Origin of the sequence: Sporosarcina jiandibaonis (genome assembly GCF_013184495.1) — a bacterium.
Classification (GTDB): domain Bacteria; phylum Bacillota; class Bacilli; order Bacillales_A; family Planococcaceae; genus Sporosarcina; species Sporosarcina jiandibaonis.
Window position 1 is genome coordinate 59,672 of the sequence record NZ_JAAOIY010000004.1, and the last position, 24,280, is coordinate 83,951.

Below are 24,280 nucleotides of genomic sequence, written 5' to 3' on the forward strand. Positions count from 1 at the left end.
AAACGTTTCCTACTCAGATAAACGTTTCTTACTTTGACCAAAACGTTTCCTACTTTTGCAAAAACGTTTCCAACAATCGCCGGAACGTTTCCTTCTTCCGGCCAAACGTTTCCTACTCAGGTAAACGTTTCTTACTTTGATCAAAACGTTTCCTTCTCTCGCAAAAATGTTTCCAACTATCGCTGGAACGTCGATTGCTTAGATTGAATGAAATTGATTCAAATAATAAAGTTGCACCGCTTCACCGGATTTGTTATACTCATTGAGGTATCATAAAAACGATCTGCTGCATATACGGCTGACTTACGGGCCGTGTAAGGCATCAGTCTAATATATTCTGTTCCGGATGGTTCAGAGCGAGAGGAGATAGACCGATGAAAGCAGGAATTCACCCAGAATACAAAACTGCGAAAGTTACTTGTTCATGTGGTAACACATTTGAAACAGGCTCAGTAAAAGAGGATATTCGCGTTGAAGTATGTTCAGAATGCCACCCATTCTACACTGGACGTCAGAAATTTGCTGCAGCGGACGGCCGTGTCGACCGCTTCAACAAAAAGTATGGCCTCAAAGAAGAAGGTCGCGAAGAAGAATAAGCTTTCGCAAAATACCCGTCATGGTGCAACAGCGCCGGGCGGGTATTTTTCTGTTTTTTGTTATTGGTCGTTTCGAGCCGCGCTTTGGTCGTTTTCGTACTTTCTTTAGTCGTTTCGACCGCGCTTTGGTCGTTTTCATACTCTCTTTAGTCGTTTCGCGACACTCTTTAGTCGCCCGCGCACTCACTTAAGTCGTTCCACCAAAAACCTCTAACATATTTCACGAATAAAATAAAGACGTCAAATTTAGTCGTTTTTCGGGTATGATAGAGATTCAAATAGAACTAAACGCAAGATACATAAAAAGCTTCATGAGAAAGGTGATTTACTATGTACCAAGCAGTACAAGGCGGATGGATTGAGGTCATCTGCGGAAGCATGTTTTCAGGAAAATCCGAAGAATTGATTCGCCGTGTCAAAAGGGCGCAATTCGCAAAACAAAAGATAGCCGTCTTCAAACCGGAAATCGATGACCGCTATAGCGATGAAGCTGTTGTGAGCCATAACGGCACCACGGTCATCGCGAATCCTGTCGCAAGCTCATCTCATATCGACGAATTCGACAAATCTTCATATGACATAATCGCTATTGATGAAGCCCAGTTTTTTGATGAAGGAATCGTCGAAATGGTCATGAAATTGGCAGATGAAGGATTCCGAGTCATCATCGCCGGTCTCGATCAAGACTTCCGCGGTGAACCATTCGGACCGATGCCGAGCCTCATGGCTGTCGCAGAACATGTCACAAAACTTCAAGCAGTTTGCACGAAATGCGGCTGCCCAGCGAGTCGAACGCAGCGGCTCATCAACGGCGTGCCCGCGGGCTACGATGATCCCATTATTCTTGTCGGCGCAAAAGAAGCGTATGAAGCAAGATGCCGCAAACATCATGAAGTACCACACGGCATTTCCCAAGCAGTCGCACAAAGTTAATAACACAAGAAAATGTGAGACGTGAAACTATGCGGATCACATTTTTTTATTCCCAAAACCGCGCCACTAGAGAAAAAACTGTATTTACCCATGAAATTCCCGTACAATGAACATACAAAATAGACGTAAAATGAGGTGTGCCCAATGTTTGAACGACTTCAAGCAGTAGAAGATCGATATGACCAATTAAATGAATTACTTAGTGATCCTGAAATTGTCAGCGACATATCAAAACTTCGCGATTATTCCAAAGAACAATCAGGTATACAAAAAACGGTTGAAGTATACCGTGAATACAAGGGAGTAATGGAAGAATATAAAGACGCAAAAGAGATGCTGAGCGAATCTCTTGATGACGAAATGAAAGAGCTCGTGAAACTCGAACTTTCGGAACTCGAAGACAAAGTGGAACAACTCGAAGCCCAGTTAAAAGTGCTGTTAATTCCCAAAGATCCTAATGATGATAAAAACGTCATCATGGAAATTCGCGGTGCAGCGGGCGGGGACGAAGCTGCTTTATTCGCGGGCAATTTGTTCCGCATGTACAGCCGTTATGCGGAGATGAACCACTGGAAAACGGAAGTAATTGATTCATCTCCCACGGAACTTGGCGGTTTTAAAGAAATTATTTTTCTTATCAATGGAAATGGTGCGTTTTCAAAATTGAAATTTGAAAATGGGGCCCACCGTGTACAACGAGTACCTGAAACTGAGTCAGGCGGAAGAACCCATACATCGACTGCGACAGTCGCAGTCTTACCGGAAGCCGAAGATGTCGATATTGAAATTCTCCGAGAAGATTTGAAAATCGATACGTACCGTTCAAGTGGTGCGGGTGGTCAGCATGTTAACACGACAGACTCTGCTGTTCGTATTACGCACCTACCGACGGGAATCGTCGTATCCATGCAAGATGAAAAATCACAAATTAAAAATCGTGATAAAGCGATGAAAGTATTAAAAGCTCGTGTCTATGATGCAGCACAACGAGAAGCGCAAGCAGAATATGCTGCGAGCCGTAAATCAGCAGTCGGTACAGGCGACCGTTCAGAAAGAATCCGAACGTACAATTTCCCGCAAAACCGTGTGACAGACCACCGCATCGGTTTGACCATCCAAAAACTCGATCAAATTATCGAAGGGAATCTCGATGAAATCATTGAAGCATTAACGCTTGAAGAACAAGCGCATCATCTTGAAAGTTTAAATTCAAATGACTGAACGAATTTTCGAAGCTCAAAATAGAGCGATAACTTTATTGGAGAAAAAAGGACTAGATTCCGGGGCGGTTCGAATCCTGATGGAATACGTAACAAACAAAAGCCACGCCGCATTACTTGCAAATCTCCGAGAACAACTGACCGAAGAACAACGAACAATCTTTTGGAATAAAATCGACGAACTCTTAGACGGAAAACCTGTTCAATACGTTTTAGGAACCGAAAGCTTTTACGGCAGACAATTCGAAGTGAATGAAAATGTGCTCATTCCGCGTCCCGAAACCGAGGAACTCATCTACGGCGCACTTGAACGCAGCAGAAATTTATTCGCGAATAAAACCATAAAAATGGCTGACATCGGCACGGGTAGCGGTGCGATCGCCATCACATTCAAAAAAGAGTGGGCAGAAGCAGCGGTGACGGCGACTGATATTAGTAAAAAAGCGCTCGAAGTCGCCAAGAGAAATGCCGAACGACTCGGTGGAGAAATCACTTTCAAAGAGGGCGATTTAACCGACCCGATCAAAAGTGAAACTTGGGACATCGTTTTATCCAATCCGCCCTATATCGCACGCGTTGAAGCCGAATCGATGTCGGAAACCGTTTTGGCCTTCGAACCGCATAGCGCTTTATTTGCAGAAGAAGATGGACTTTTCTTTTATAGAAAACTCGCAGAAAATCTGCCTGCACTTATGAACAAGCCGTCTCTCATCGGATTAGAAATCGGGCACCAGCAAGGCCCGGCTGTGCAGAAGTTGTTTACAGACGCATTTCCTGACGCCAAAGTCGAAATTTTAAAAGATATCAACGGAAAAAACCGAATACTATTTTGCAAGATTGATGAATAAAACATAGCTTCCCCGGCAACAATGCGTTTAAGGGGGAATCGATATGTTACCAGATTACGAGATTAAACAAAAACCATCTTCAATGGGACGAATTATACCGTACGCAGAATTTATTTTAATCTTAATTATCATCCAATGCATTCTCGGGTTATTCACAGGTGCGGAGTCAGCAGAAGAAACGATTCGTTTTAGACTGCTCGCACACTCGAACAGCACGACCGATCAGGCGATCAAAGAAGAAATTCAACTTAAAATCCAACCGCTTGTTGAAAATGCCGTCACAAATTCAACTTCAAAAGAAGAGCTCGCGGAGAATTTGGCCGCTCTAGAACCGACAATTCTTCAAATTGCAACGTCAATTGCGGGCGATAAAGCAGTTACTTTAGAACGCAAAAATGCTTTATTTCCAGCAAAAAGATCCGGGCTCGTTATTTATCCACAATCCGAATACGATGCCTATCTATTAACAATTGGAAGCGGACGTGGGGATAACTGGTGGTGCGCTCTATTCCCGAAAATTTGTTACCCGGAGGAAGAGAAGGAAACGCAAGAAGAGGAAAAAGTCACTTTTTTCCTTTGGGAGTGGATAACTGGACTGTTTTCGTAAGGTTGTTCACAATAATTGTGGATAAATCAAATAAACTGTGTATAAATGAGGTTTAATAGATGGAAACAACAATAATAGTTGTGGATAAAAATATGGATAACATAAAAAACTATAAACAAGCTGTGGACATATTGAAAAGTGGAGGAGTCGTCGCCTTTCCAACCGAAACGGTTTACGGACTCGGCGCAATCGCTACAGATGAAAAAGCGGTTGATAAAATCTTCAGAGCGAAAGGACGACCTTCCGATAATCCACTTATCGTACATATTGGAAACAAAGAAGAAGTAGCGAAATACGCGGCAGACATCCCGGAAAAAGCAAACAAGCTCATGGATTCATTTTGGCCGGGTCCATTAACCCTCATCTTTAACGCAATTCCGAACATCATCGCGCCAAATGTAACGCCCGGCGTAAAAACAGTAGGAATCCGGATGCCCGATCATCCGGTTGCGCTCGATCTGCTTCGCGAATTAAAAGCGCCACTCGCCGCACCTAGCGCAAATCGAAGCGGCAAACCGAGTCCCACTGAAGCGCAGCATGTTGAAGAAGATTTGAATGGACTCATCCCGCTTATTTTAGACGGAGGCCGCACGGGTGTCGGGCTTGAATCCACAGTAATTGACATGACAGTACAGCCGCCGATAATCCTAAGACCCGGCGGCGCAACACGAGAAATGATTGAAGAAGTAATCGGTCCAGTCGCGATAGCAGATGAAAAAGCGCCAGAAAATACTCCGCGCGCTCCGGGCATGAAATACCGACATTACGCACCGGAAGCCCCTTTATTCATCATCGAATCCGATAAGGAAAAAATCGAGAACGCCGTTAAAAAACTTCAAAAAGAACATAAAAAAACGGCCGTCATTGGTCCGGATAACTTGCGAGTTCAGAACGCAGACTGGTATTTCGCAATCGGCTCAAGCGACAGCGCCGAAGAAATGGCTGTGAATCTATATAAAGCGCTTCGTCAATGCGATTTGATCGACGCGGATGTTATTCTCGCAGTTGAAACGGACTTAGCTGGAGTGGGCGCAGCATTTATGAATCGGTTACTAAAAGCTTCAGACGGGAAACGATTTACCGAATAACTAGAATATGAAAATTTCTCTCGCATACGATTAATATATGCGGTATGCGGGAGGTTTTTGGGTGAATGAATTAATTGCTGCTAGTATCACGACACTCGACATTATAGTTGTGTATGCGTTACTGGACTTGAAGGAGGGGAAGTTTGCCTTAGCAATCTGGACTTCCTTCCTCAATATGTTGTTACCGCTCCTCGGATTCCTAACCGGGGAATTTTCAGCATACTTTTTTTCTAGCTTTAGTCATTTGCTGTCTGGAGTCCTTCTCGGGTTGATCGGCCTTCATATGATATTGGAAGATAACGATATGAAAACTTCAAGGAAACTTTCCCCCGCACTTATTGCATTTGCTGTAAGTATCGATGCGTTCTCAGTGAGTGTTTCATTCGGAATGATTCATTTAAATAAAACGATATATATTTTAGCGTCTGGAATTTTTGCTATCATATTTTCTTATGTTGCCCTTACATTTAAAAGACGCCTCGGAATCAAAAGCGGAAAACGAATCCGCCAATTTGCAGGGATTGTGCTAATTATTATGGGAATCATCTCAGCCATGCAATAAATTCGCCCGTTCTTCGAAAATCAGCTATTCTTATATAAGAAGGAGGGCGCCCACCTATGAATATTTATTTACTATGCACGGGTAATACATGTAGAAGTCCGATGGCAGAGGCAATTCTACGCTCAAAAAACATGGAAAATGTGTCCGTACGATCTGCCGGCATACATGCAATGGATGGACTTCATATTGCAGACAATGCAAGAACGCTTATCGAAGAAGCGGACATGCCTTACACGAATAAATCCAGATTGCTTACCCAAGAAGATGTTGAATGGGCAGATTACATATTTACAATGACCGAAGCGCATAAAAGCGTATTACTCCACTTATTCCCGCAACATCAAGAGAAAATATATACATTAAAAGGTTTTATATCCCCCTCTGCAAACGAAGACGTTCACGATCCTTACGGCGGCAGCCTCGAAACCTACCGCGAAACATTCAACGAACTGACGGAACTTATGAATCAGCTTGAGAAGAAATTGCTTGAGGAAGGCGAATCGTAAAGGGGTATAGTAGCCACTATAAAGTCAAAACTTGACCGAGTACTTGGACAATCAATTCGAGTACTCGTTTTTTATATGGTCGTTGATTCCGCTGGAGTCGCCGCCCGGCACTACAGTCAACTATTTTCACTATATAAAGTTACCTGCGGAAAACGGGCGGTCTCAAAGGTTTTCCATATATTGGACAAGTTAATTCCAAAAAATCATATTGCCATGATAACATTTTCAGTCGAAAACTGTTAGAATAAATAATGAATATAATAAGAAAAGAGGAGCGCCAATGAAAATCGCAATATCATCCGACCACGGAGGCAATCGTCTGCGCAAAGAAATTATGGATTTATTGTCCGAACGCGGTGTTGAATTTGAAGACTTCGGACCAAAAAATGATGACTCGGTCGATTATCCGGACTATGCTGCGCCTGTTTGTGAAGGTGTCGCGGATGGTCGATTTAATCGCGGAATCTTAATTTGCGGAACGGGGATCGGAATGTCGATCGCCGCAAACAAAACAAAAGGCATTCGCTGCGCACTCGTACATGACGTTTTCAGCGCAAAAGCAACACGAGGCCATAATGATACGAACGTTCTAGCAATGGGCGAACGTGTTGTCGGACCGGGGCATGCGAGAGAAATTGTTGCAGCATGGTTAGATACTTCTTTCGAAGGCGGTCGCCATGCAGTGCGAATCGAAAAACTGATGAAGCTAGAGGACTAAAACGATGGAGGGGAAGTAAGTGGACGCTCTAAATTTATGGAAACTTCAGTTGGAAGAACTATTATCCGAAATCTCCGAGCAAATACATCTTGAAAAAGGTGGATTTTTCGTTGTCGGTTGTTCTACTTCCGAGGTAGCTGGGAAGCGCATAGGAACGTCAGGGGCAATGGAAATCGGCGAAGTTATATACGAACCTCTAAAAAAGTTCGCTGATAAACACCACTTGCATCTCGCGTTTCAAGGATGCGAACATATTAACCGAGCCCTGACCATCGAAAGGGAGTCTGCAAAGATATTCAACCTTGAACCGGTAACGGTCATTCCATCGCCGAATGCAGGTGGTTCGATGTCAGCATACGCCTATGAGCAAATGTCCGATCCCGTCGTCGTTGAAGAAATCGAAGCACAAGCCGGTATCGATATTGGACAAACATTAATCGGCATGCATTTAAAGCGGGTGGCGATACCGGTTCGAACATCAATTGAGAAAGTGGGCAATGCAGTCGTCACAATTGCGACGACGCGTCCAAAACTAATCGGCGGAGAACGGGCCATTTATTCAAAAATAGAGCCTGAAGACGAAAATATTACAACCTAAAAAGGGGACTAACTAATGGGACACGTTAAAACGCAAACACTTACAGCTGAACTAAATCACGTGAAAGAAGACGAAGTAATTTACAACGCTATCATGGCAGAAAGACAGCGCCAGCAAGCGAATATCGAGCTAATCGCATCAGAAAACTTCGTCACTGAAGCAGTTATGGAAGCACAAGGTTCAGTATTGACCAATAAATATGCTGAAGGCTATCCAGGCCGACGCTACTATGGTGGTTGTGAGCATGTTGACATTGTTGAGGATGTTGCACGCGATCGTCTGAAAGAAATTTTTGGTGCTGAATATGCAAACGTTCAACCGCACTCCGGTGCACAAGCGAATATGGCAGTTTATTTTGCGGCATTAGAGCCGGGAGACACAATTCTTGGCATGAACCTTTCACACGGCGGTCATTTAACGCACGGTAGCCCAGTGAATTTCTCTGGAAAACTATACAACTTCGTTGAATACGGCGTCAGTAAAGAAGACGAGCATATCGACTATGAAGATGTACGTCAAAAAGCGCTTGAACATAAACCGAAAATGATTGTTGCGGGCGCGAGCGCGTACCCAAGAACAATCGACTTCGCGAAATTCCGTGAAATCGCTGATGAAGTCGGCGCTTACCTATTCGTTGACATGGCACATATCGCAGGTCTCGTTGCGGCGGGGGAACATCCAAACCCGGTTCCGCATGCGCACTTTGTAACATCAACAACTCATAAAACATTACGCGGACCTCGCGGCGGATTCATCCTGAGTACTGAAGAGTTTGGCAGAAAATTGAACTCATCCGTATTCCCTGGCGTTCAAGGCGGCCCGCTCATGCACGTAATTGCTGCAAAAGCAGTCGCATTCGGCGAAGCGCAAAAACCAGAATTTAAAGCATATGCGCAGCAAGTGAAGAAAAATGCTGCTGCACTAGGCGAAGCTCTGATGGCAGAAGGAATCGATATCGTTTCAGGCGGAACGGATAATCATTTACTTCTATTAAACCTTCGTTCACTTGGAATAACTGGGAAACTTGCAGAAGCGGTATTGGATGAAGTAGGAATTACAGTGAACAAAAACACAATTCCGTTCGATACAGAAGGTCCATTCATCACATCAGGCATCCGTATCGGTACGCCAGCAGTTACAACACGCGGATTTAAAGAAGAAGAGATGAAAGAAATCGCATCAATCATGGCGAGTCTCTTGAAAAATCACGAAGACGAAAACGTCAAAAAAGAAGCACAAGAACGTGTTACGGCATTGACAAATAAGTTCCCGCTATACGAATAAATAACAATGGGCCACTTTCCTGGAAAGTGGCCTGTTTTCCGTCTTTTAAAATTTGTTATATTTCGAATAAAACCTATGAATCAGCGCCAGTAAATAAAGTAGATACATTCGCACGAAGAAATATATCCCAGTTTCGATACTTATGTGTTAGGATTTAATCAATTCTGTTATACTAAATTGGATATTTCAAAAGGAGCGATTCAAATGCCAAAAGTACATGTTTTAGATCATCCATTAATTCAACACAAATTAACTTACATACGAGATATAAATACGGGAACAAAAGAATTTCGGGAGTTAGTCGATGAAGTTGCGACGCTCATGGCTTATGAAATCACTCGCGATCTTCCATTGATGGAAAAAGAAATTGAAACACCTGTCCGATTGGGGATGTCCAACGTGTTAGCCGGGAAAAAACTCGGGATTGTACCCATTTTACGTGCAGGTCTAGGCATGGTCGAAGGTATTTTGAACTTGATTCCAGCGGCGAAAGTTGGACATGTCGGACTTTACCGAGATCCAGAAACACTTCTTCCAGTCGAGTATTACGTGAAACTTCCTTCTGATATTTCAGAACGCGATTTAATTCTAGTAGACCCGATGTTAGCGACGGGCGGTTCTGCGATTGAAGCAGTCAACTCATTGAAAAAACGCGGCGCGAAAAGCATTCGTTTCATGTGTTTGATTGCAGCCCCTGAAGGCGTAGAAGCAATGACAGAAGCGCATCCTGATGTTGATATATACATGGCGGCACTTGATGAGAAGTTGGATGAAAAAGGCTATATCGTTCCAGGCCTCGGCGATGCGGGCGACAGATTATTTGGAACAAAGTAATGTGAATGGGGTGGCAATGTGAGTAAGAAATGGAAGGTCATGACCATTTTCGGCACGCGGCCGGAAGCGATCAAGATGGCTCCTCTCGTATTGGAACTTGAAAAACATCAAGAAGAAATCGAGTCCATTGTCACAGTGACAGCTCAGCATCGTGAAATGCTCGATCAAGTGCTTGAAACATTCAATATTGCGCCGGACTACGATTTAAATATCATGAAAGATCGCCAAACGCTTATAGACGTTGCAACGCGAGGGCTCGAAGGACTCGATGCGATTATGAAAGAAGCCCGGCCGGACATTGTCTTGGTTCACGGCGATACATCGACAACTTTCATCGGAAGTCTTGCAGCATTTTACAATCAAATTGCAGTCGGGCATGTTGAAGCCGGACTTCGCACATGGAATAAGCACTCGCCTTACCCAGAGGAGATGAACCGTCAACTGACTGGCGTATTGGCTGATTTGCATTTCTCACCTACCGAAAAATCGGCGGAAAACCTGTTAGCTGAAGGCAAACCGCAGGATCGAATTTACATTACTGGAAATACAGCAATCGATGCGCTTCAAACAACAGTGCGCGAAAACTATTCCCATCCGATCTTAGATAGCCTCGGTGACGATAAGTTGATTTTACTAACGGCCCACCGACGAGAAAATCTCGGGGAGCCGATGCGCAATATGTTCCGGGCGATCAATCGTTTGCTCGATAAGCATGAAGACATTCAAGTTGTATACCCGGTACATCTAAATCCGGTCGTTCGTGAAATCGCCGATGAAATACTAGGGGACAATCCACGCGTCCACCTCATAAAACCGCTTGAAGTCATTGATTTTCATAACTTCCAAGCGGCATCGCATATCATATTGACCGATTCAGGCGGAATCCAAGAGGAAGCACCATCACTCGGAAAACCCGTCATCGTACTTCGCGACACAACAGAACGCCCAGAAGGAATCGAAGCGAACACGCTGAAACTCGCAGGGACAGACGAAGAAACCATCTTTTCACTAACTGATGAACTACTCACAAACCCTGAAGAATACAACAAAATGGCAAAAGCCTCAAACCCATACGGCGACGGACACGCCTCCGAAAGAATCGTCGAAGCATTGAAAAAGTACTTAACTTCATTAGAATGAAAGAATAGAGGACAACTTCCAGTACTGGGGTTGTCTTCTTTTTTTATTCATTAAATATTGAAGCTAGTGGTTCGCTGAATTAATAGTGGGGTTTTGGGAAGCACGCAACGTTTTCTCGAAAGAACGCAACACTTTGCTAAAACAACGTAACGTCTATTACTAGCGCCGCAGGTTTGCGATCGAAAACGAAGCGTTTGGGATCACGGTTTTAGCGACGAGGAGACCCCGGTGATGCCCGCAGGAAAGCGTCCCCCGGAACGGAAATCAACGGGCTTGATAAAACAAGTACCTGATTACTGGATCATTCAAGTACCCAATCAAAAACCCTCTAACTCTACCATCATTTTCAATAGAAAAAACAACTAAACTGTCAGTTTAAAGTCGAAACTACGTGTAAAATGTATGAAAATGCAAGTTGCCGGTTACGCTATACGTATTAGTTTTTTAAATTTGTCTATTGTTTGACAAAGTGTTTTGTGAACCGATAAAACAACGGGAATCAATTGACATCAATTTTGGGCTACTGTATGATTGTTAAGGGTAAGAATGATAGTTGTTTCGTACATATAAAGCATGATTTATGGATATTTCGAAAGCGATTTCTATCATCTTTTCACCGATTTTTGAATGTTCAAACCAAATCATGAGTAAATGAGCGGTCATGGCAGTTCATACGCAACTTTAATAGGTTCCAACTTTTTCGGAGTCTACGCCGGTTAAAGGCAGGACCGCGAAACGGGAACCACCCCGCAATTTCAAGAGCTTATTCCAAATTTCAGTCAAACAAAACAGGAGATAAAACAGTTATGCAAACATTGCAGGAAATCCATAATAGGCAGAGAAGGGCTCTCTTTTTTTTGCTTGCTTTTTTCGTACTTGGATGGGCATTTACTGAATGGCAAACTGTATTCGCCGGACTAATTTTAGGTTCTTTGTTTGGACTGTATAATTTTTGGATACTCGTCCGCAGGTTCGAACAATTTGAACGAGCCGTCACGGAAGGGAAAAAGCGCATATCACTTGGGACTGCGATGCGTTTCGCATCTGGTATTGCGGTAGCGGCAATTGCAACTGCGATGCCTGAACAGTTCGACCTGATCAGTGCGGTAATAGGATTCGGAATACCGTACCTTCTACTATTAGGAGAAAGGATCATTTACCACGTAAGACATTATTAAAGCTTTTTGACTCGAAGCTTAATTCCGAATGGACAAGGGAGGTGAACGAAACATGGACCATGAAAACCCGTTATGGACTATTTTCGGCATAACATTCAATCTATCGAACGTCATGATGGTCTTTATAACATGTGTAATTGTTTTCTTAATCGCAATCCTCGCGACGCGTAATTTAAATGTTAAGCCGACGGGAATGCAAAACTTCTTTGAATGGATCATGGACTTCGTCAAAGGAATTATTAAGAGCAATATGGATTGGAAAACAGGTGGGCGGTTCCACGTATTAGGAATTACTCTCATTCTATTTCTTTTCGTATCTAACGTTCTTGGATTACCGTTTGCCGTCGTTTGGAAAGGCGAACTCTGGTGGAAATCACCTACAGCCGACCCGATGATCACGATGACACTCGCGGTAATGGTTATCACATTAACTCAATATTACGGGCTTAAAGCAAAAGGCGCTAAAGGTTACGGTAAAGATTATCTTCAACCGCTCGGCTTTTTACTTCCGCTGAATATTGTTGGTGAAGTTGCCAGCACGATGACACTCGGTCTTCGTCTCTACGGTAACATCTATGCAGGCGAGATTCTTATCGGACTGCTTGCAGGGCTCGCAACATCAGGCGTACTCGGATTTATAGGAGCAATAGTTCCTTCGATCGCATGGATGGGCTTCTCCATATTCGTTGGCGGAATCCAGTCGTTTATCTTCGTTATGTTAACAATGGTCTATATGTCTAACAAAGTTAGAACGGACTAGTAAACATATATAGCTTATTTGGCCGGAGACACGTTACTCTTGCCGTCAGTACCAAAAAAATAACAAGAAATTTTAGGAGGAAATATACTATGGGTCTATTAGCAGCAGCAATCGCAATCGGTTTAGGAGCACTTGGAGCAGGTTTAGGTGCAGGTCTAGTTGTTTCAAAAACACAAGAAGGAATCGCTCGTCAACCAGAAGCGCGCGGCGTTCTTCAAACAAACATGTTTATTGGTGTAGCACTTGTTGAAGTTGTTCCGATTTTCGCAGCAGTAGTTGCGTTCATCGTTATGAACCGCTAATTATAGTTCAATTACAATGGCGAAGTGCGGACAAAATACCTTCGCCATTCTCTTATGTCAATAAATAAATAACCAAATCAAAATAAATTGGATCGTAAAGTCCATATTCAAAGAGACAAGTGCTCTTGAAGGGAGTGAAACAATCGTGTTTTTTGATACCTTCATCCTCTTAGCTAACACGACAGCTGAAGCAGGATTTTTGCAGAAACTAAATAACCCCGATGGTCTAAACCTTGGTGATATAATTGCAACGGTTACAATGTTCCTTCTTCTCATGCTTCTACTAAAGAAGTTTGCATGGGGTCCACTTATGGGCGTCATGGATCAACGTGCCGAAATGATCGCAACTGAAATCGAAGCGGCTGAAAAAAGTCGTCTTGAATCACAAAGTCTTCTCGAAGAGCAGCGCAATCTGTTGAAAGAGGCACGCAATGACGCTCAGGCGATTGTTGAAAATGCCCGTGAACAAGGTGAATCGCAACGTGAAGAAATCGTCATCGCAGCGCGAAACGAAGTCGCACGCTTGAAAGAAGAGGCAGCACTCGAAATCGCTTCTGAGAAAGAAAAAGCTGTTGCAGCAGTCCGTGAAGAATTCGTATCACTCTCAGTTCTTGCAGCGTCCAAAGTACTTGGAAAAGAACTTTCCGAAGAAGATAACCGCGCATTGATTGAAGAGACGATTGCGAAGGCAGGCGATGCACAGTGAGTAAATCCATTGTAGCCAATCGCTATGCCGAAGCACTGTTTGAACTAGCAACAGAAAAGGGACAAACTTCAGTAATTCAAGATGAACTTCTTGAAATTAAAAAGGCGTTCCAAGCTAACCCGGATCTCGGAGAATTACTTGAAAATCCAAGATTCCCATTAGCAAAAAAGAAAGAGCTTCTTGCGACATTGTTCAAGGATGCAAATTCGCTTATCCAAGATACATTATTCGTATTGCTCGAAAAGAAACGCATAAACGAAATCATTAACTTCGTCGACGAATTCAGAGGATTTGTTAACGATGCAGCAGGAATCGCGGATGCGGATGTCTATTCGACACGTCCGCTAACCGATAGCGAAAGCGCGGCGATTTCATCCACTTTTGCAAGAAAAGTCGGAAAGCAATCACTGCGAATTAATAACATCATTGATCCAACTCTAATCGGGGGCATTCGTCTCCAAATTGGAAACCGTATCTTCGACAACAGCCTAGTGAATAAACTAGAGCGTTTGAAACGAGATATGATTGGGTCGTAAATTTGAAATTTGAGGGGTGACATACATGAGCATCAAAGCTGAAGAAATCAGCGTTCTCATAAAACAGCAGATTGAAAATTATCAATCTGAGATGGAAGTAAGTGACGTTGGTACAGTTATCGCAATCGGTGACGGTATCGCACGTGCTCATGGCCTCGATGACGTCATGGCTGGAGAACTATTAGAGTTCTCTAACGGTGTTATGGGTATGGCACAAAACTTGGAAGCGAACAACGTAGGTATCGTTATCCTTGGACCATATACAGACATTAAAGAAGGCGATGAAGTGCGTCGTACGGGCCGTATTATGGAAGTACCTGTTGGTGAAGAACTAATAGGCCGTGTTGTAAATCCATTAGGTCAGCCTGTGGATGGACTTGGTCCGATCGCGACAACTAAATCACGTCCAATCGAAAGCCCAGCACAAGGAGTCATGGCGCGTAAATCCGTTCATGAACCACTACAAACTGGTATTAAAGCCATTGACGCACTCGTTCCAATAGGTCGCGGACAGCGTGAGTTAATCATCGGTGACCGTCAAACAGGTAAAACAACTGTTGCAATCGACACGATTTTAAACCAAGCTGACCAGGATATGATTTGTATTTACGTTGCAATTGGACAAAAAGAATCAACAGTTCGTGGAGTAGTTGAAACTCTACGTAAAAATGGTGCACTTGATTACACAATCGTAGTAACAGCTTCGGCATCAGAGCCGGCTCCGTTACTTTACCTTGCACCTTATACAGGGATTACAATGGCAGAGGAATTCATGTTTGACGGAAAGCATGTACTAATTGTTTATGATGACTTGTCTAAGCAAGCAGCAGCATACCGTGAACTATCCTTGCTACTTCGTCGTCCTCCAGGTCGTGAAGCATACCCAGGTGACGTATTCTACTTGCACTCCCGTCTTCTAGAACGTGCAGCTAAGCTGAACGATTCACTTGGCGGAGGTTCAATTACGGCACTTCCATTCGTTGAAACACAAGCCGGAGATATTTCTGCTTATATTCCAACAAACGTAATTTCGATTACGGATGGACAAATTTTCTTGCAATCCGATTTATTCTTCTCAGGCGTACGTCCTGCGATTAACGCTGGATTATCCGTATCCCGAGTCGGCGGATCTGCACAAATTAAAGCAATGAAAAAAGTTGCGGGAACACTACGTCTCGACTTAGCTGCATACCGTGAACTTGAGGCATTCGCACAGTTCGGTTCATCTCTTGATGCGTCAACGCAAGCAAGACTTGACCGCGGTGTTCGTACAGTTGAAATTTTGAAACAAGATTTAAACAAACCGGTTCCAGTTGAAATCCAAGTTGTTGCACTTTATGCACTAACTCGCGGATTCCTAGACGATGTTCCTGTTAAAGATATTTTACGTTTCGAGTCTGAAATCGCAGCTTGGCTCGAGTCAAACCACACAAACGTTTTAGAGCATATTCGTCAAACGAAGGATCTTCCATCAGATGAAGAGATGGCAGCGGCTATCAACGAATTCAAATCGAAATTCGCAATTTCCGAGTAAGACGATTAACTATAAAACAAAAAGGTGGTGAATGACCAATGGGATCATTACGCGATATTGAAAACCGCATAAAATCTACGAAGAAAACGAGTCAAATAACACGGGCGATGCAAATGGTATCTGCCTCGAAACTAAACCGTGCGGAACTTAATGCGAAAGCATTTGTCCCTTATATGGAGAAAATCCAAGAAGTTGCAGGTGCAATCGCGGCAGGAACGGATACCGAACATCCAATGCTTATTAATCGTCCAGTAAAGAAAACGGCATATGTTGTCATCACAGCAGACCGCGGACTTTGCGGGGCATACAACAGTAATATTATAAGAGCAGTTTCCAAAGCAATCGAAAAGCGCCATGCGTCAAAAGACGATGCAATCATTTTTGCAATCGGCCGACTTGGCTCGGAGTTTTTCTTGAATCGTGGATATAATGTAATCGACAGTGTAATCGGATTGTCCGACCACCCGTCATTCGCCGAAATTAAAGACATCGCTAATAAAGCTGTTGGTATGTTCGCGGATGGTACGTATGATGAAATTTATATGTATTACACCCACTACATTAACGTCATTTCCAACAAAGTAATGGAAGAGAAAGTGCTTCCGCTTACGGATATAGGCCAAGATGCACCAGCATCGACAACATACGAATTCGAGCCATCCGGCGAAGCAATTCTGAAAGTGTTGCTTCCGCAATATGCTGAAAGCTTGATCTATGGCGCATTACTCGAAAGTAAAGCAAGCGAACATGCTTCAAGTATGACAGCGATGCAAAGTGCTACCGATAATGCAGGCGAATTGATTGATTCATTAACGCTTCAATATAACCGCGCTCGTCAGGCATCAATTACACAAGAAATTACAGAAATCATTGGAGGAGTAGCAGCCCTTGAATAAGGAGTGCTACCCCCTTTAATTGCACGGCATATAGTAAGACAGGAGGAAACAAAATGAACAAAGGACATGTTCTTCAAGTAATGGGTCCAGTTGTCGACGTCAAATTTGATAACGCACAATTGCCTGAAATATATAACGCATTGACTGTTACAATTGAGCGTCCAAACTCAGAGCCTGAAGTTTTAACGCTTGAAGTTGCTCTTCACCTCGGCGATGATGCAGTTCGTACAATTGCGATGTCTTCTACTGATGGACTTCGACGTGGAGCTGAAGTAATCGACCAAGGAGCTGCTATTTCCGTTCCAGTCGGCGACGTTACACTTGGCCGCGTATTTAACGTACTAGGTGAGACGATCGACCTCGCGGAAGAAATTCCGGCATCTGAACGACGTGACCCGATTCACCGTAAAGCGCCAACTTTTGAAGAACTTTCTACAGAAGTTGAAATCCTTGAAACGGGCATTAAAGTTGTTGACTTATTAGCTCCGTATATTAAGGGTGGTAAAATCGGTCTCTTCGGTGGAGCTGGTGTAGGTAAAACAGTTCTAATCCAAGAATTAATCAACAACATCGCACTTGAACACGGTGGAATTTCCGTATTCGCTGGTGTTGGAGAACGTACACGAGAAGGAAACGACCTTTTCTTCGAAATGACGGACTCTGGTGTTATTAAAAATACAGCAATGGTATTCGGTCAAATGAACGAACCGCCTGGCGCGCGTATGCGTGTTGCGTTAACAGGGTTGACGATGGCTGAATATTTCCGTGACGAACAAGGCGCGGACGTACTTCTATTCATCGACAATATTTACCGTTATACACAAGCAGGATCTGAAGTATCAGCGCTTCTTGGCCGTATGCCTTCAGCAGTTGGATATCAGCCGACACTTGCAACGGAAATGGGTCTTTTACAAGAACGAATCACTTCAACAAATAAAGGTTCTGTTACGTCAATCCAAGCGATCTATGTACCTGCGGATGACTACACGGATCCAGCTCCAGCAACAACGTTCGCTCACCTTGATGCGACGACGAACCTTGAGCGTAAACTTTCTGAAATGGGTATTTACCCAGCGGTTGATCCGCTCGCATCAACTTCACGTGCACTAAGCGCTGAAATTGTTGGAGCAGAACACTATTCAGTAGCACGTGAAGTACAATCTACACTTCAACGCTATGCTGAATTACAAGATATTATCGCAATCCTGGGAATGGATGAATTAGGCGAAGACGACAAACTTGTTGTTAGTCGCGCGCGTCGCATTCAATTCTTCCTATCACAAAACTTCCACGTAGCTGAGCAGTTCACTGGTCAACCTGGTTCATACGTGCCGGTAGCTGAAACGATTAAAGGATTTAAAGAAATCCTAGAAGGTAAATACGATCATATTCCTGAAGATGCATTCCGTCTTGTCGGTCGTATTGAAGAAGTTGTCGAAAAAGCGAAATCTATGGGTGTCGAAGTCTAAAAAGGGACCAGGAGGGAAAAAATGAAAACAGTAAAAATTCATATCGTAACTCCCGACGGCCCTGTTGTTGAAACTGAAGCGGACATGATTATCGCGATGACAGAATCAGGCGAATTGGGAATTCTTCCAGGCCATATTGCAACGGTCGCGCCGCTTCAAATCGGCGGGCTTCGTATTAAAAAAGGTAATGAAACAAAAATTGTCGCTGTTCATGGCGGATTCATTGAAATTCGTCCAGAACTCGTTACAGTTCTTGCTCAAAGCGCAGAAACGGCTGAAAACATTGACTTAGCGCGTGCTAAGCATGCTGCAAAGCGGGCTGAAATCGCACTTCAAGCTAAAAAAGATGAAGCAAGCTTTTTGAATGCAGAACTCGAACTGAAACGGGCAATCAATAGAATTAAAGTTTCGGAAAACAGGTACTAATTATTGAGTTAAGATGATAAAGTATGGGCAGAGGAAGTAGTTTCTTCTGTCCTTTTCTTTAATGGAAGGAGTCAGGATTATGGATGGCATGTTCGGTTTCCAACCATTGCTTGCAATCATTTCCCATATATTTTTTGTGGGTGTTTCTTTTTATGCACTTCAATCATTAATGCCGGAAAAAATCATTCGTAAAAACAAAGTATTTCAAGCGCAAATTTTATTTATTTTTTTAAGTATAATGATCGGAACTTCTGTATCAAATTTCTTTCTTGAGATATCCTATTGGTCAGGAAGAATTCCTATAATGTTTTTTCGATAAATTCGACGATTTCGCGAATTGATTTAATATAGTATTTTTGTTGGTACCTGTTATCGCCGCGTGTATAAGGATTTACCTGCTGTACGTGGGGCGATGGCATGTAAGCTGTCTATGTTTAAATTCGATATCGTAGGGAATTAAACGAACAGATAACCCTGCTCAGAAGGTATAAAATATAGCAATGACACAAAAAATCAAATAAATACATACGATAGATTACACCAAGATAGTTATTTCGTTCCTTGTAAATAAAAGTCGAACACTGTAAACTAATGTGAGTTTTTGTTATTACTATACAATTTTTTAAGTAAAATATAAAAGTGATTTTTATTAGCACATTTTAAAGTCGGAGGGACTAATTATGGATAAGATTATTATAAACGGCGGACGCGTATTAAAAGGCAGTGTCCGTGTTGAAGGAGCAAAAAATGCCGTTTTGCCTGTATTGGCAGCTGCATTGCTCGCATCAGAAGGAGTTAACGTCATTCGAGACGTACCAAATCTCTCGGATGTCGGTACAATCAGTGCAGTTCTAAAAAGCTTGAATGCAAAAGTAGATGCGGTGCCAGAAAGAAACGAGGTCATCATTGATTCATCGGGGACGTTATCAAGCGAAGCCCAATTTGAATATGTACGTAAAATGAGAGCTTCAATTCTTGTCATGGGCCCGATTCTTGCTCGAAACGGTTTTGCGCGTGTCGCATTACCTGGCGGATGTGCAATTGGTTCACGTCCAATCGACCAACACTTAAAAGGTTTCGAAGCAATGGGAGCTGAAATATCGTTTGGACACGGCTATGTTGAAGCGAAAGCTGAAAATGGCCTTCATGGTGCGAAAATCTATCTCGACTTCCCAAGCGTCGGTGCAACTGAAAATATCATGACTGCCGCAGCTCTTGCAAGAGGAACAACAATTATAGAAAACGCAGCGAAGGAACCGGAAATTGTAAACTTGGCAAACTTTATTAACGAAATGGGCGGTAAAGTTGTCGGTGCCGGTACTGATATGATCCGAATCGAAGGCGTAACGAAATTATACGGTACCACACATCATATTATCCCGGATCGTATCGAAACAGGCACATTCATGGTAGCTGCTGCAATTACAGGCGGCGACGTTATCATTGAAAATGCTGTACCGGAACATAACGCGGCACTTATTTCGAAAATGGGTGAAATGGGCGTCAATATCATCGAATTGGATGAAGGCGTTCGCGTCCATGCGAAGTACCCGCTTAAATCGGTGAACTTAAAAACAATGCCGCACCCAGGTTTCCCGACAGATATGCAATCGCAAATGATGGCGCTTATGCTTACTGCTACAGGAACTGGCGTCATTACGGAAACTGTTTTTGAAAACCGCTTCATGCACGTAGAAGAATTCCGTCGCATGAACGCAACTGTGAAAATCGAAGGCAAATCAGTTATTTTAGAAGGCCCATCAAAGCTGCAGGGCGCTGAAGTAGCTGCTACAGACCTGAGAGCAGCTGCAGCACTCATACTTGCAGGATTAGCTGCAGAAGGCGTCACACGCGTCACAGAGCTGTCACACCTTGATCGAGGCTATGTAGACTTCCATAAAAAGCTCGAAGCACTCGGTGCAGACATTGAGCGTGTCACATCTGACGAAGAAGTCGAAAGCAGATCGAAACAAGAACTCGTATAACGAGCTGATAATATAAAGTAAAAAGGGTCATCGATGCTACAATCGATGGCCCATTTTGAATTTTATTAGTTGGATTGGTCGTTTCCGTAGCTGTTTTAGTTGTTTGTCGGTCAGCTTTGGTCGTTTCGCAGGCAGCTTTAGTCGTTTGCGAATCAACATTGGTTGTTTCGGGAGCTGGTTTAGTCGTATACCATTCAACATTAGTCGTTTCTCCATCTTATCCAATCAAACCACGCACTCCATATGCATAAAAAGAGGTGAATTTCATATAATCGACTATGACAAAATTATGGGCTAGTTCAATATTATTACTCATTGTAATGTTTTTTATTCCAGTAATTTTACTAAGAGGACCGGGCGCTGAGCTACAGAAGGAGGAGAAAAAAATAGAACAATCTTGTCCGATCGACATCAAAGTTGTCGGTGTGGACGAGCCATTAGCGCTTGAGGAATATGTAAAAGGAGTCGTCGCAGGCGAGATGCCGATCGGGTTCCATGTAGAAGCTTTGAAAGCACAATCAATCGCAGCCAGGACTTTCGCGCTTAAAACCACCAATTACGGTGAAACTCCAATTGCCCGTGATGTCTCCGCTCAAGTATATAAATCAAAAGAAGAGCGGAAAAAACAGTGGGGGAAAAAATTTAAAGAGAATGAAAAAAAACTTGCCACCGCAGTCCAAGCGACAACTGGCGATGTATTACTGTATAATGCCGAGCTAATTTCCGCAATGTTTTTTTCGACATCCAATGGCCAAACGGAAGCTGCTGAAAATTTTAGCGGAAGCGACATTCCTTACTTGCAAAGCGTCGACAGCCCGGGTGATGTGAAAATAGCGCCCACATTTGAAGTGAAAACGGAAATGCCTCTCAAACAATGGAACGAAGCCTTCGGGATTGAGTGGAATGCCGATATGTTCAAATCTCTTCAACTCATTCGAAATCCTACAGGCAGAGTTCAACGCGTCGCAACTTCAGGGTTTGAATCAAATGGCCGCGAAATACGTGAAATTTTAGGACTCAGATCAACTGATTTCGATATCGCCTTCGATGTCACGAACGAGATTGTTATTATAAAAACGCTCGGTTATGGACACGGTGTCGGAATGAGCCAGTACGGTGCCGAAGCGTTTGCACAGGATGGATGGACGGCAGATAAAATTGTCCAACACTATTATACTGGCACAGAAATAAAAAATTTGATTAATCTTGAGAATGTATGTTTAAAAGCACCTTAACTTGCAAACAATAGCGAGTGAGGTGATGATTATGCGAGAAGAAAAAACGAAATCTCCTTCTCAAAAGAATAAACGCAAGCAAACAAAGAGTTGGTTTTGGCCTGCTATCTATTCGGGTATCGCAATTGTATTTGTAGGGATGATCTGGGGTTATACTGCACTAATAAAAGATGCCCCGGATAAGACAGACAGTGCGAAGGATAGTGGCGAAGTAGTCGTGGATGTCAACGCATCAAAGGAATCTTTCAAATACCCATTTTCTGAAGAACTCCTTAATGATGTAGCCATTCTACAAGATTACTATGACATGGAAGCCGACGAAGCCATGCGAGAAAATGCACTACTCGTCTTTAATCAGTCATATGTAACGAATTCCGGAGTATCGATTTCGATCGACGGAAAACCGTTCGAAGTGCTCGCAGCAATGAGTGGCGTCGTTGAAGAAGTTACTACGGATGTCTTCAGCGGAGATGAAATCGTCCTTTCACACGCGGACGGCCAGAAAACCGTCTATAGTTCACTTACTGGAATTCTAGTGAAAGAAGGCGACGAAGTGGCTCAAGGAGATCCAATCGCGACAACGACACAAAACGAATGGAATCCAGCAGCCGGTGTGCACCTGCTTTTTGAAATCTACGTTGATGGCGAACCGGTCAATCCAGGGAAGCATCTAGCATTTAAGTAAAGTATAATCAAAAAGGCCACCCTTCGGGGTGGTTTTTTAATTTTTCGAAATTATTTTCAAATAAGTCCTTAAAAACCGCCATAAACCAAGCCTTCACGCACTAAACGCGGTCATAACGCCTTAATCTGTCGCATACAGTAAGACAAGATTCGGAGTCGATAGGAAAGGAAGAGGGCGTGCACGAGCAAATACGGAGGCGATGCGTGCGCCTCGGGGAGTTATTGCTGGAGACTGAGGTTACCGTGCGAGGACTAGCGAAAGCGACGGGTTATTCGAAAAGCACTGTTCACAAGGATTTGACAGAGCGATTGCCGAACATCGATGTTGGCCTGGCGGAAGAAGTTGCAAAAATACTTGCTTACCATAAATCTGTCAGACATTTAAGAGGCGGTGAGGCAACCAGACTCAAATGGATGAATGAAGCGAAGAAGGTTGAAAAAGAATAGTTGAACGAGCGGAGCCGAATCCGGATTGGGGCGCCGCTTTTTTACTTAATTAGGAGATTTCAATATAATTAGAAATTAGTTCCTAAGTATGTTCATTTACCCGGCACTATGGTAAAATTACGAAATAAGAGCGTGCAAAAGAAAGAGAAAATGCCACGAAACAGTTGGAAGGGGAAGCGGGAATAATGTTTGCAAAAGATATTGGGATTGACCTTGGTACGGCTAACGTCCTGATTCACGTCAAGGGAAAAGGGATTGTCTTAAACGAACCGTCTGTTGTTGCATTAGATAAAAAACATAATAAAGTTCTTGCCGTCGGTGAAGAAGCATGGAAAATGGTGGGCAGAACACCAGCGAATATCACGGTTGTCCGTCCTTTAAAAGACGGCGTAATCGCAGACTTCGATGTGACAGAAGCAATGCTCCATCATTTCATCGAAAAACTTAATGTGAAAGGCTTTTTCACAAAACCTAGAATACTTGTCTGTTGCCCGACGAATATTACAAGCGTTGAACAAAAAGCGATTCGCGAAGCAGCAGAAAAGTCCGGGGGAAAGAAAGTATATTTAGAAGAAGAACCAAAAGTTTCCGCAATCGGCGCCGGGATGGATATTTTTCAGCCAAGTGGTAATATGGTGATTGATATCGGTGGGGGAACAACCGATGTTGCCGTTTTATCAATGGGTGATATCGTCACATCCGAATCCATTAACATTGCCGGAGACACATTAGACAACGACATCATCCAATACATTAAAAACCAATATAAATTGCTCATTGGACTGCGCACCGCGGAAGACATTAAATTTAATATCGGCACGGTTTTCCAAGGATCTCGCAATGAAAAAATGGATATCAGAGGCCGGGATATGGTTTCTGGACTTCCACGCACGATTACGATTGATTCAGAAGAAATTAGATTTGCATTGAGAGAATCTATGTATCTCATCGTTCAAGCCGCAAGAAATGTCCTCGAGAGAACTCCGCCTGAACTTTCTGCAGACATTATCGACCGTGGGATATTCTTAACTGGCGGAGGCGCGCTGATTAACGGGATTGACCAATTATTAGCTGAAGAATTGAAAGTGCCCGTGTTTGTTTCAGATAGTCCGCTCGACTGTGTTGCAAGAGGGACAGGCATTTTACTTGAAAACATTCAAAAAAGTTCAAAAGGATTTTAATTCTACA

29 protein-coding genes are annotated in these 24,280 nt (G+C 43.2%); 28 read left to right on the plus strand and 1 reads right to left on the minus strand.

Annotated elements, in window-relative coordinates:
* Positions 1-374 precede the first annotated feature (374 nt).
* The 24 genes from rpmE (at position 375) to murA (ending at position 20,726) form a co-directional block, all read left to right on the plus strand.
* On the plus strand, positions 375-596 hold the full coding sequence (gene rpmE / locus G8782_RS11620; RefSeq protein ID WP_172371339.1) for a 50S ribosomal protein L31: 222 nt from the start codon (positions 375-377) through the stop codon (positions 594-596).
* Between the two features lie 330 nt (positions 597-926).
* Positions 927-1,529: a thymidine kinase gene (locus tag G8782_RS11625; protein ID WP_172371341.1), complete on the plus strand. Its 603-nt coding sequence runs from the start codon at positions 927-929 to the stop codon at positions 1,527-1,529.
* 144 nt (positions 1,530-1,673) lie between these two features.
* A complete protein-coding gene (gene prfA, locus G8782_RS11630) occupies positions 1,674-2,750 on the plus strand; it encodes a peptide chain release factor 1 (protein ID WP_172371343.1) in 1,077 nt (358 codons plus the stop codon).
* Complete coding sequence (gene prmC, locus G8782_RS11635; protein ID WP_172371345.1) at positions 2,743-3,597, plus strand: peptide chain release factor N(5)-glutamine methyltransferase; 855 nt, start codon at positions 2,743-2,745, stop codon at positions 3,595-3,597. The genes prfA and prmC overlap by 8 nt, the downstream gene beginning before the upstream one ends.
* Before the next feature lie 43 nt (positions 3,598-3,640).
* Entirely contained in the window at positions 3,641-4,204 is a 564-nt protein-coding gene (locus G8782_RS11640; RefSeq protein ID WP_172371347.1) for a stage II sporulation protein R, read from the plus strand.
* A 59-nt stretch (positions 4,205-4,263) separates the two neighbouring features.
* Positions 4,264-5,292, plus strand: a complete 1,029-nt coding sequence (locus tag G8782_RS11645; protein ID WP_172371349.1) for an L-threonylcarbamoyladenylate synthase — start codon at positions 4,264-4,266, stop codon at positions 5,290-5,292.
* Positions 5,293-5,353: 61 nt separating this feature from the next.
* Positions 5,354-5,854, plus strand: a complete 501-nt coding sequence (locus G8782_RS11650) for a manganese efflux pump (RefSeq protein ID WP_172371351.1) — start codon at positions 5,354-5,356, stop codon at positions 5,852-5,854.
* A gap of 56 nt (positions 5,855-5,910) precedes the next feature.
* Complete coding sequence (locus tag G8782_RS11655) at positions 5,911-6,360, plus strand: low molecular weight protein arginine phosphatase (RefSeq protein ID WP_172371353.1); 450 nt, start codon at positions 5,911-5,913, stop codon at positions 6,358-6,360.
* A gap of 280 nt (positions 6,361-6,640) precedes the next feature.
* Complete coding sequence (gene rpiB / locus G8782_RS11660) at positions 6,641-7,078, plus strand: ribose 5-phosphate isomerase B (RefSeq protein ID WP_172371354.1); 438 nt, start codon at positions 6,641-6,643, stop codon at positions 7,076-7,078.
* A gap of 19 nt (positions 7,079-7,097) precedes the next feature.
* Positions 7,098-7,676 (plus strand): TIGR01440 family protein, encoded by a 579-nt coding sequence (locus tag G8782_RS11665; protein WP_172371355.1) that lies wholly within the window; start codon positions 7,098-7,100, stop codon positions 7,674-7,676.
* A 15-nt stretch (positions 7,677-7,691) separates the two neighbouring features.
* On the plus strand, positions 7,692-8,960 hold the full coding sequence (locus tag G8782_RS11670) for a serine hydroxymethyltransferase (protein WP_172371356.1): 1,269 nt from the start codon (positions 7,692-7,694) through the stop codon (positions 8,958-8,960).
* 204 nt (positions 8,961-9,164) lie between these two features.
* Positions 9,165-9,794 carry a uracil phosphoribosyltransferase gene (upp, locus tag G8782_RS11675; RefSeq protein ID WP_172371357.1) on the plus strand — a complete coding sequence of 210 codons (630 nt, stop codon included), beginning with the start codon at positions 9,165-9,167 and terminating at the stop codon, positions 9,792-9,794.
* 39 nt (positions 9,795-9,833) lie between these two features.
* Positions 9,834-10,934 (plus strand): non-hydrolyzing UDP-N-acetylglucosamine 2-epimerase, encoded by a 1,101-nt coding sequence (wecB, locus tag G8782_RS11680; RefSeq protein ID WP_216667869.1) that lies wholly within the window; start codon positions 9,834-9,836, stop codon positions 10,932-10,934.
* Between the two features lie 806 nt (positions 10,935-11,740).
* Positions 11,741-12,112, plus strand: coding sequence for an ATP synthase subunit I (locus tag G8782_RS11685; RefSeq protein ID WP_172371359.1), 372 nt, complete (start codon positions 11,741-11,743; stop codon positions 12,110-12,112).
* A gap of 52 nt (positions 12,113-12,164) precedes the next feature.
* Positions 12,165-12,872 carry a F0F1 ATP synthase subunit A gene (gene atpB / locus G8782_RS11690; protein WP_172371360.1) on the plus strand — a complete coding sequence of 236 codons (708 nt, stop codon included), beginning with the start codon at positions 12,165-12,167 and terminating at the stop codon, positions 12,870-12,872.
* Positions 12,873-12,961: 89 nt separating this feature from the next.
* Positions 12,962-13,174 carry a F0F1 ATP synthase subunit C gene (gene atpE, locus G8782_RS11695; RefSeq protein WP_172371361.1) on the plus strand — a complete coding sequence of 71 codons (213 nt, stop codon included), beginning with the start codon at positions 12,962-12,964 and terminating at the stop codon, positions 13,172-13,174.
* Positions 13,175-13,373: 199 nt separating this feature from the next.
* Complete coding sequence (gene atpF, locus G8782_RS11700; RefSeq protein WP_216667870.1) at positions 13,374-13,880, plus strand: F0F1 ATP synthase subunit B; 507 nt, start codon at positions 13,374-13,376, stop codon at positions 13,878-13,880.
* Positions 13,877-14,416, plus strand: coding sequence for a F0F1 ATP synthase subunit delta (locus G8782_RS11705; protein WP_172371365.1), 540 nt, complete (start codon positions 13,877-13,879; stop codon positions 14,414-14,416). The genes atpF and G8782_RS11705 overlap by 4 nt, the downstream gene beginning before the upstream one ends.
* A gap of 25 nt (positions 14,417-14,441) precedes the next feature.
* On the plus strand, positions 14,442-15,950 hold the full coding sequence (atpA, locus tag G8782_RS11710; protein WP_172371367.1) for a F0F1 ATP synthase subunit alpha: 1,509 nt from the start codon (positions 14,442-14,444) through the stop codon (positions 15,948-15,950).
* A 38-nt stretch (positions 15,951-15,988) separates the two neighbouring features.
* A complete protein-coding gene (atpG, locus tag G8782_RS11715) occupies positions 15,989-16,846 on the plus strand; it encodes an ATP synthase F1 subunit gamma (RefSeq protein ID WP_172371369.1) in 858 nt (285 codons plus the stop codon).
* Positions 16,847-16,899: 53 nt separating this feature from the next.
* Positions 16,900-18,315, plus strand: a complete 1,416-nt coding sequence (gene atpD / locus G8782_RS11720) for a F0F1 ATP synthase subunit beta (RefSeq protein WP_172371371.1) — start codon at positions 16,900-16,902, stop codon at positions 18,313-18,315.
* A gap of 21 nt (positions 18,316-18,336) precedes the next feature.
* Positions 18,337-18,741, plus strand: a complete 405-nt coding sequence (locus tag G8782_RS11725; protein ID WP_172371373.1) for a F0F1 ATP synthase subunit epsilon — start codon at positions 18,337-18,339, stop codon at positions 18,739-18,741.
* 79 nt (positions 18,742-18,820) lie between these two features.
* Complete coding sequence (locus G8782_RS11730) at positions 18,821-19,060, plus strand: DUF1146 family protein (RefSeq protein ID WP_172371375.1); 240 nt, start codon at positions 18,821-18,823, stop codon at positions 19,058-19,060.
* Between the two features lie 361 nt (positions 19,061-19,421).
* On the plus strand, positions 19,422-20,726 hold the full coding sequence (gene murA, locus G8782_RS11735; protein ID WP_172371377.1) for a UDP-N-acetylglucosamine 1-carboxyvinyltransferase: 1,305 nt from the start codon (positions 19,422-19,424) through the stop codon (positions 20,724-20,726).
* Positions 20,727-20,762: 36 nt separating this feature from the next.
* Here the strand turns inward: murA and G8782_RS11740 are convergent, their stop codons facing one another.
* Positions 20,763-20,927 carry a hypothetical protein gene (locus G8782_RS11740; RefSeq protein WP_172371379.1) on the minus strand — a complete coding sequence of 55 codons (165 nt, stop codon included), beginning with the start codon at positions 20,925-20,927 and terminating at the stop codon, positions 20,763-20,765.
* Between the two features lie 77 nt (positions 20,928-21,004).
* Here G8782_RS11740 and spoIID point away from each other — a divergent pair, with 77 nt between their 5' ends.
* The 4 genes from spoIID to mreB all read left to right on the plus strand — a co-directional run bounded on the left by spoIID (position 21,005) and on the right by mreB (position 24,273).
* The gene (spoIID, locus tag G8782_RS11745; RefSeq protein ID WP_172371381.1) at positions 21,005-21,961 is read left to right on the plus strand and encodes a stage II sporulation protein D; all 957 of its coding nucleotides are present in this window, start codon (positions 21,005-21,007) and stop codon (positions 21,959-21,961) included.
* A gap of 31 nt (positions 21,962-21,992) precedes the next feature.
* Complete coding sequence (locus tag G8782_RS11750; RefSeq protein ID WP_172371383.1) at positions 21,993-22,646, plus strand: M23 family metallopeptidase; 654 nt, start codon at positions 21,993-21,995, stop codon at positions 22,644-22,646.
* Positions 22,647-22,822: 176 nt separating this feature from the next.
* Positions 22,823-23,092 carry a sporulation transcriptional regulator SpoIIID gene (locus G8782_RS11755; protein ID WP_172371384.1) on the plus strand — a complete coding sequence of 90 codons (270 nt, stop codon included), beginning with the start codon at positions 22,823-22,825 and terminating at the stop codon, positions 23,090-23,092.
* Positions 23,093-23,277: 185 nt separating this feature from the next.
* A complete protein-coding gene (mreB, locus tag G8782_RS11760; RefSeq protein WP_172371386.1) occupies positions 23,278-24,273 on the plus strand; it encodes a rod shape-determining protein in 996 nt (331 codons plus the stop codon).
* The last annotated feature ends 7 nt before the right edge of the window (positions 24,274-24,280 follow it).